This is a genomic window from Skermanella sp. (genome assembly GCF_059503625.1).
On the sequence record NZ_JCACHA010000194.1, the window covers coordinates 1 to 3405 of the forward strand.

A 3405-nucleotide genomic window follows, 5' to 3' on the forward strand; every position below is an offset into this window, starting at 1 on the left:
GCTGCTCTTCCGGCAGGTCCGCTACCACGGCGCGCACCCTTGCGAGGGTGGAGCGGGCGGTCAGGGTGCGTTCGGTGTCGTCGGTGGCGATATGCTCGCCTTCTTCCAGGGGAGCGGACAGGCGGTTGCGGGCACAGCGGGCCTCATCGATCCAGATGTTCCGGATGATGCGGAACATCCAGCCGATCGGCTGCTCGACCGTGGTGAGGGTTTCCGGGGACCTCAGTGCGCGTTCATAGGCGGCTTGAACGAGTTCGTCGGCGGCATCCGCCGAGCCGGTCAGGGAGCGGGCGAACTTCCGCAGTGACGGCATTACGTCGACGATCGCTTGTTGCGCATCCTGCAAGGCTACCGAAGTCATATCGCTACCCATTGGTGGACGGAAGCCCCTGCGCTCGCCGCCAGTTTTCTTCTACCCTTGAAGTTATCCGTGAAAAACACAGATCAAATCAATTGCAAATAGTATGTATATCCTTCGAGATTGTTACAAATGAAATCTTCCTCAAAGTCATTGAAGACATGAGTCCGAATAGACGAACCTTGCCCGTCTCGATCCCGAACCTGCTCGTAAACCGGCGGAACTCCGGATAGAAATACCGGCGCGGAGACCTGTACGGAGAGTGTAACGTGTCCAAACGGACGCCGGCGACTGTGGCTTTGGATAAGGCGGGGAAGCGGTTCGAACTTCTCACTTACGAGTATGACCCCGAGGCTCCTTCCATCGGGCTTCAGGCGGCGGAGGCGCTTGGGCTGGCGCCTTCGATGGTGTTCAAGACGCTGATGGTCGTGGCCGGGGACGAACCGTGCATCGCGATCATCCCGTCCGATCAGGAACTCAGCCTGAAGGCCCTTGCGGCGGCGGCGGGGAAGAAGTCCGCCGTGATGATGCGGCCGGCGGATGCCGAACGGATCAGCGGGTATCATGTCGGCGGCATCAGCCCGCTGGGGCAGAAGAAGCGGCTGCGCTGCTTCCTCGACGCTTCGGCGACGGCGCTGCCGTTCCTGGTCGTCAACGGCGGGCAGCGCGGGCTTCAGATCAAGGTGGCGCCCGCCGATCTGGCCGCGGCAAGTTCCGCCGTCGTCACGGCGCTGGCGAGCGGAGAGCGATGACGCCGATATCGATTGCCGGTGTTTTCATTCAGGAACCGCGCAAAGATAAGCCTGTTTTGCAAACAAGGAGGATGGGGCGCGATTAAGTAGAGGGTGGTCTGTGGAAACCATCTGTTAAAGGTTCGAGGTCACAATCACTTCGACAGGCCACAGGATTCCAGACGACGGAGTGTGATGTGCTGACCTCCAACCAAGCTGAAGTGATCCGGTTCCTTCATTCGAAGTTCTACGATGCTGAACCCGTGGGTGACGAAAAGGTCCAGATCATTACCACGGTAGTCGACCGGAACGGATATCTGCGCCGCTACCGTCAGGTCATCGCCGCCACGCTGTCCGCCGCCGAAGCCGCCTGCTGCTGATTTCTCCGACTTCAAGCGGTTTCAAGCATCCGGCAGGACGTTCCGGCCCAGGATGAAGTCGCCGGCGCTGACGATGTCTTCGGACAGCGCCTTGCGGGCAGCAGGACCGTCGCGGCGTTCCAGCGCCGCCAGCAGCTCGGTGTGGTGGCCGACCGCGACGCGGCGGGACAGGCGTTCCGACTTCGTCCGCAGGTCGAAGTTGAGCACCGGACCGATCTGCAACCATAGCCCCTCGATCATCTGGAGGGCGACCGGCATCCGGGACGCCTTGTAGACCGCGAAGTGGAATTCCTTGTTCAGGCGGATCAGGCGGCCGGCATCGGGGCCGTCCATGTCGTGTTCCGCCGTGAAGTCGGCGTGCAGCTCCCGGAGCCGCGTCAGATCCTGGGGCGTCGCTTGGGCCGCCGCCATTTCGGTGCAATGGCCTTCCAGCATCAGGCGGATCGTCCGCAATTCCTCGAACCGGCCGCGCGTCATCACCGGCACCCGGACGGTGCGGTTGGGCATGACCTCAACCGCCTGCTCAGCCGCCAGCCGCGCCACGGCATCGCGCACCGGCATCAGGCTGGTGCCCAGTGCGGCGGCGACCGAGCGGAGCGCCAGCTTTTCGCCGGGTGAGATTTCCCCGCCGATCAGAAGCTCGCGGAGGTCGCGGTAGACCCGCCCGGAAACCGTTTCCCGGTCGATGCGCTCAAGGCTGGCAAGTCCCGAGGCGGGAGCGCCGTTGACGGGGGGCATGGGGTTATCTCCGGTGGCTGGTCTTGAGAATCCAGCTTGACACTCCGTCAGGTCCGATGCAAGTGTGATCACAGATATCAGATCGCCGTGAGAAGTTCCGGAAGGGAAATCCCTGCGGTCGAAATAAGGGGAGAGGGAAACGCATGAAAACGATGTTCAAACGGGCTCTGGGCCCGCTGATGGCCGCTGGCCTGATGATGACCGCCGGTGTGGCTCTGGCCGCCGAGATCGGCAGCCACTCGTTCAAGATCGCGGTGGTGCAGGTCAAGGAACATCCCTTCAGCATGGGCGCCCAGAAGTTCGCCGACATCGTCGCCGAGAAGAGCGGCGGCAAGATGAAGAGCAAGATCTTCCCCGGCGGCACCTTGGGCGGCGATGCCCAGGTGATTTCCTCGCTCCAGGGCGGCACGATCGACATGACGGTCGTCAGCACCGGCCTGCTGTCCACCATGATCAAGGAATACGGCGTCTTCTACCTGCCGCTGATGTTCGACGACGTGCGCGTCGCCGATGCCGTGGTCGATGGTCCGGTCGGAACCAAGCTGCTGGAGAAGCTGCCGGAGAAAGGCTTGGTCGGGCTTGGCTATTGGGAACACGGCTACCGTGAAACCACCAACAGCAAGCACCCGATCACCAAGTGGGAGGACATGCAGGGTCTCAAGATCCGCGTGATCCAGATCCCGATCTTCGTCGACATCTTCAACGGCGTCGGCGCCAACGCCGTGCCGATGCCCTTCACCGAGCTTTACACCGCTCTCGAGCAGAAGGCCGTTGACGGACAGGAAACGGCACTGCCGACCATCGAAACGGCCAAGTTCGACGAAGTGCAGAAATACCTGACCACGACGCACCACGTCTACGACCCGCTGGTGGTCCTGTTCAGCAAGAAGACCTGGGACAAGCTGTCCGCCGACGAGCGGCAGATCCTGACCGACGCGGCCAAGGAAGCGACTCCGTATCAGCGCGAGCTGAACCGCCAGCGCGAGGTCGAGATGCTGAAGGCCGTCCAGGCCAAGGGCATGGTGGTGACCGACATGAGCAAGGAAGAGCGCGCACGGATGCGCGAGCATCTCCAGCCGGTCACCGACAAGTACACCCAGGAAGTCGGCGCCGATCTGGTGAAGGAGATCTTTGCGGAGATCGACAAAGCCCGGTCGCAGCTCGCGGCGAAGTAAGCTTCGGCGGGGGTAAAGCCGGC

The 3405-nt window shown here is 62.3% G+C and carries 5 protein-coding genes; 3 read left to right on the forward strand and 2 right to left on the reverse strand.

Annotated elements, in window-relative coordinates:
- Positions 1-361 (reverse strand): RNA polymerase sigma factor (locus AC5JJ6_RS04990; protein WP_496040984.1); only part of this gene is annotated, 361 nt, incomplete at its 3' end.
- Between the two features lie 266 nt (positions 362-627).
- Between AC5JJ6_RS04990 and ybaK the strand changes: the two genes are divergently transcribed.
- Both ybaK and AC5JJ6_RS05000 read left to right on the forward strand, forming a co-directional pair.
- Complete coding sequence (ybaK, locus tag AC5JJ6_RS04995; RefSeq protein WP_496040985.1) at positions 628-1110, forward strand: Cys-tRNA(Pro) deacylase; 483 nt, start codon at positions 628-630, stop codon at positions 1108-1110.
- A 176-nt stretch (positions 1111-1286) separates the two neighbouring features.
- Complete coding sequence (locus AC5JJ6_RS05000; protein ID WP_044435318.1) at positions 1287-1469, forward strand: hypothetical protein; 183 nt, start codon at positions 1287-1289, stop codon at positions 1467-1469.
- A gap of 21 nt (positions 1470-1490) precedes the next feature.
- Here the strand turns inward: AC5JJ6_RS05000 and AC5JJ6_RS05005 are convergent, their stop codons facing one another.
- Positions 1491-2207 carry a GntR family transcriptional regulator gene (locus AC5JJ6_RS05005; protein WP_496040986.1) on the reverse strand — a complete coding sequence of 239 codons (717 nt, stop codon included), beginning with the start codon at positions 2205-2207 and terminating at the stop codon, positions 1491-1493.
- Positions 2208-2350: 143 nt separating this feature from the next.
- Here AC5JJ6_RS05005 and AC5JJ6_RS05010 point away from each other — a divergent pair, with 143 nt between their 5' ends.
- The gene (locus tag AC5JJ6_RS05010; RefSeq protein WP_496040987.1) at positions 2351-3382 is read left to right on the forward strand and encodes a TRAP transporter substrate-binding protein; all 1032 of its coding nucleotides are present in this window, start codon (positions 2351-2353) and stop codon (positions 3380-3382) included.
- Positions 3383-3405: the final 23 nt, after the last annotated feature.